Below are 4568 nucleotides of genomic sequence, written 5' to 3'. Positions count from 1 at the left end.
GGGTTTCCGCATGGCGGTCGATAAGGTTGCAGACTTTGCTGTTGCGATCCGCAATGAGTTAGGATTAACTTTTAAAGTAATCAATCTTGGCGGAGGCTTCGGTATCCGTTATGTGGAAGGCGACACACCGCTGCCAGTAAGCGAGTACGTTGCAGCCATTACGGGAGCTATTATTACGAACTTCACTAATGCTGAATTTCCGCTCCCTGAGATTTGGGTAGAGCCTGGTCGGAGTATGGTCGGCGACGCGGGAACGACGTTATATACAGTAGGGACGAGCAAGGACATTCCAGGAGTACGTAAATACATTGCTGTTGACGGCGGTATGACGGACAACCCTCGCCCAGCACTATATCAATCTCAATATGAAGCGGTTCTAGCTAACCGTGCTAATGATCCAAAAGAAGAAACGGTATCCATAGCCGGCAAATGCTGCGAAAGCGGAGATATGCTCATCTGGGATTTAGAGCTTCCTAAAGCTAAAAATGGTGATTTACTTGCTGTTTTCTGTACAGGTGCGTATAATTATGCAATGGCAAGTAACTACAACCGGATTCGTCGTCCAGCAGTCGTATTTGTTAAGGATGGCCAAGCTGACCTTGCCGTGAAACGTGAATCATTAGAAAATATTGTGTGCAATGACGTCATTCCGGCTAGACTTCAAAAATCATCGCTTGCGAAATAAGGGCGAAATTGGTAACGTAGTCTTATTCGGATAAAAGAAAGGTAGATGCAGAGATGGCAAAACAAGCAAAAATCACACTAGCAAACGGCGGAGAGGTTCTTATCGACTTGTTCGAACAAGACGCGCCGAATACTGTAGCAAACTTCGAAAAGCTTGCTAACGATGGTTTCTACAACGGTTTATCCTTCCACCGTGTTATTCCAGGCTTTGTCGCTCAAGGCGGTTGCCCGAACGGCACTGGTACAGGCGGTCCTGGTTACCAAATCAACTGTGAGATCAACCCTAATAAACATGAGCGTGGCTCACTTGCTATGGCGCATGCTGGTCGTAATACAGGCGGAAGCCAGTTTTACATCGGTTACGCTCCACAACCGCATTTAGATGGCGGACATACTGTTTTCGGCAAAGTGTCGAAAGGTATGGAATTTGTTGACGCACTTAAAGGCGGAGACAAAATGGAAAAGGTTGAAATCGAAACGGTTTAATGTTAAGATACTAACTATAATTATGTAAGTGCAGCTTTCCTTCGGGGTCAGGTGAAATTCCTAACCGGCGGTGATCGGGAAACGCGTGGAGGATTGGACTTCCAAACTCCTCGCGTTTTTCGTTAGTCCGTGACCCGGACTAATCGACATTCGCGTTAGTATTGGACTAACGTATGTCAATTGGGACGGTGGACCTGGTGTAATTCCGGGACCGACAGTACAGTCTGGATGGGAGAAGGAGCAGCATCGACAGCTATAAGAACATGCTTATTTGTATGTGTTTTATTTCACATACTTATTAGGTTTATTTTTTATAGCGTTTTTTACAAACCCTCAACGCAGCTATGAAATGGATTCGCGAACGGCATTATTATTTTTTTTGCTTCGCTGTCTATGCTTTCATTGTGAGTTGATCGGTTTTGTCGTTGTTCTCTAGATATCTTTCATCACCCCTGTCGGACTGAATGCCGATTGGGGTGTTTTTTGTTTATGGACATTTTAAATGATGAATATTACATGCAATTGGCCTTAGATTTGGCTTCAAAGGCTTCAGGTCAGACTGGAATTAATCCTGTAGTCGGTTGCGTTGTTGTTAAGGATGGCCGAATCGTGGGTGTTGGAACTCATTTGAAGCGTGGAACCGGTCATGCTGAAGTTCATGCCTTGCAAATGGCGGGTGAAGAAGCAGAAGGCGCAACGGTATATGTAACATTAGAGCCTTGCAGTCATTTTGGCAAAACGCCGCCTTGCTGTGAGCGTGTTATAGCAGCGAAAGCGGCCAGAGTAGTTGTCGCAAGCGGTGATCCTAATCCTGAGGTTTCAGGTAAAGGCATCTCCAGATTGCGTGAAGAGGGTATTGAAGTAACCGTTGGTGTATTGGAGCAACAATCTCGCCAATTGAATGAGAAGTTTAACAAATACATTACCAGTAAAATGCCATTTGTAACCTTGAAAACGGCAAGTACGCTTGATGGTAAAATCGCATCTCGAACAGGGGATAGCCGCTGGGTAACGGGCTCCACAGCAAGAGAACAGGTACATACATTACGCCATCAACATGATGCGATAATGGTTGGTATTGGTACCGTTTTGGCTGATGATCCCTTATTAAATACTAGAGCTTCTGTTCCGGCAATCGACCCCATACGTATAATTGTTGATTCCGAACTACGACTCCCACCGGGTGCGCGAGTTGTGACCGACCGTTCAGCTAGAACGATTGTGTTAACGACGGATCAAGCAGACGCAGCGAAACGCGAAGCCTTGGAGAATGCGGGTGTAGAAGTCATAACATGTGGTTCAACTGTACAAGTAAATCTGATAAATGCGATGAAAAAACTCGGACAACTGGAAATCGGCTCCATACTGCTCGAAGGCGGCGGTCAATTAAACGGAGCGATGCTCGAAGCGGGACTCATCGATAAAATAATTCTTTACTACGCCGCCAAAATAATCGGAGGTAAGGAAGCGCCCGGCACCTTTACTTTCCCCGGAATAGAGAAGATGGCAGACGCCATCTCACTCGTCAATGTGAAAGTGGAAATGGCCGGAGAAGATATATGCATATCCGGTTACCCCGTTTATAACTAAGAATAGATAAGCAAATGCTTACGAAGTGGTTTTGCAATCGCAAAACCTAAGAAGATGCTTACGAAGTAGGTTTTGCATTCGCAAAACCTTTGGAAGGAGGGATAACATGTTTACTGGATTAGTGGAGGAAGTAGGACAGATGAAGGGGATAACGAAGCAGGGAGAAGCGATGCGTCTGATTATTGGAGCGTCATTAGTAACTGACGGAGTTAAACTCGGTGACAGTATATCGGTAAACGGCGTCTGTTTGACGGTAACGGAATTTGACAACTCCTCATTTGCAGCCGATGTCATGCCGGAAACCTATCGCAAATCAAGCCTTCATCAGCTTCGTCATGGAGAAAGATTGAATTTAGAACGAGCGATGCAAGCAGGAGCTCGGTTTGGCGGACATATCGTGCAAGGTCATGTCGATGGAGTCGGACAAATAACAAGCCGTGAGACGGATGCGAATGCCGTAGTATTTCAGATTCGAATAGAAGATCCGCAAATCCTAAGGTACGTTATACCGAAAGGTTCCATAACTATTGATGGCATTAGCCTTACTGTTGTAGATACTTCATCACAAACCTTATCGGTATCCATAATCCCGCACACGCTAAGCCAAACCGCCTTACAACACAAGCATGCGGGCAACACCGTCAATATAGAGTGCGATGTCATAGGCAAATATGTGGATCACCTGCTTCATTATAATCAACCCGAAGCGGCAACACCCAAATCCAAGCTAACTACATCCTTCCTTATGGAAAATGGTTTTTTATAGGCATTATTAAACGTAAAGCGTGTCCCCCAAGGACGAAAGCGAGTTACCACCAAAGTACCTAACAAACATCTCTGTAACTCAAACGTTACTCAGATGTTCAGGTAACTCGAGCGCACCAAACGTAAAGCGTGTCCCCCAGGGACGAAAGCGAGCCGCCAACTCAAATAACCAAACAAACATCTCTGTAACTCAAACGTTACTCAGATGTTCAGGTAACTCGAGCGCACTAAACGTAAAGCGTGTCCCACAGGGACGAAAGCGAGCCACTAACCAAAGTAGCTCACACCCAACTCTGTAGCTCCTACGTTAGTCGAGTTGCGGGTGTCCAGAGGGCGGCAGCCCCTCGGGGCCCTCCCTTGGAAGGGAGGGTTTGGGTGGGTTCGAAAAGCCTTTGAAGGTTGGAAGAAGTCTTTGAAGGTTGGTAGAAATCCTTTGAAGGTTAGGTAGAAGCCTATAAAGGTTTGGTCTAAATTCCCTTTGAAGGTCAGGTAGAAGCCTTTGAAGGTTTGGTTAGAAATTGTAATAAGGAGGAAACAATCATGGAACAATCCGAAAGAATCTCATTTGATCGCATAGAAGAAGCACTTGAAGACCTGAAATTAGGGAAACCTGTAATCGTCGTTGATGACGAGGATCGTGAAAACGAAGGTGACCTGATCGCACTTGCGGACAGAGCGACACCAGAGGTCATTAATTTTATGATCACGGAAGCGCGTGGGCTAGTCTGTGTTCCCATTACACAGGAGCGTGCAGAGGAGCTTGAATTACCGCCAATGGTTACGCAAAATACCGATTACCATGGTACAGCATTCACAGTTTCGGTCGATTATATTTCAACAACGACGGGTATTTCCGCTTACGAACGCTCTGAAACAGTAAAGGCATTGATTAATCCTTCGACGAAGAGCTCTGATTTCCGCAGACCTGGGCATATTTTCCCGTTAATTGCGAAATCAGGCGGTGTACTCCGGCGTGCTGGCCACACGGAGGCTGCAATTGATCTTGCAATGATGTGCGGAGCTCCTCCAGCTGGAGTTATATG

General features: G+C 46.0%; 5 protein-coding genes and 1 riboswitch. All 5 genes read left to right on the top strand.

Features of this window, described 5'->3' with window-relative positions; genetic code table 11:
• Positions 1-685: diaminopimelate decarboxylase family protein (locus AC1DWN_RS28590; RefSeq protein ID WP_477562272.1), on the top strand; the 685-nt coding region annotated here is incomplete at its 5' end.
• Between the two features lie 53 nt (positions 686-738).
• Positions 739-1170 (top strand): peptidylprolyl isomerase, encoded by a 432-nt coding sequence (locus AC1DWN_RS28585; protein WP_475810545.1) that lies wholly within the window; start codon positions 739-741, stop codon positions 1168-1170.
• A 33-nt stretch (positions 1171-1203) separates the two neighbouring features.
• Positions 1204-1414, top strand: a riboswitch (FMN riboswitch).
• 245 nt (positions 1415-1659) lie between these two features.
• The gene (gene ribD / locus AC1DWN_RS28580) at positions 1660-2760 is read left to right on the top strand and encodes a bifunctional diaminohydroxyphosphoribosylaminopyrimidine deaminase/5-amino-6-(5-phosphoribosylamino)uracil reductase RibD (protein ID WP_477562271.1); all 1101 of its coding nucleotides are present in this window, start codon (positions 1660-1662) and stop codon (positions 2758-2760) included.
• Positions 2761-2866: 106 nt separating this feature from the next.
• Positions 2867-3526: a riboflavin synthase gene (gene ribE, locus AC1DWN_RS28575; protein ID WP_477562270.1), complete on the top strand. Its 660-nt coding sequence runs from the start codon at positions 2867-2869 to the stop codon at positions 3524-3526.
• A gap of 539 nt (positions 3527-4065) precedes the next feature.
• Positions 4066-4568: 3,4-dihydroxy-2-butanone-4-phosphate synthase (ribB, locus tag AC1DWN_RS28570; protein WP_477562269.1), on the top strand; the 503-nt coding region annotated here is incomplete at its 3' end.

The sequence above is a fragment of the Paenibacillus sp. P4_A7 genome (assembly GCF_056402455.1).
This window is presented reverse-complemented; position numbering and strand designations above follow the sequence as displayed.

What these genes read in the sequence shown, in the direction of transcription:
- ribE (WP_477562270.1), top strand. Translation starts at nt 2,867, where the DNA reads ATGTTTACTGGATTAGTGGAGGAAGTAGGACAGATGAAGGGGATAACG.
- AC1DWN_RS28585 (WP_475810545.1), top strand. Translation starts at nt 739, where the DNA reads ATGGCAAAACAAGCAAAAATCACACTAGCAAACGGCGGAGAGGTTCTT.
- ribD (WP_477562271.1), top strand. Translation starts at nt 1,660, where the DNA reads ATGGACATTTTAAATGATGAATATTACATGCAATTGGCCTTAGATTTG.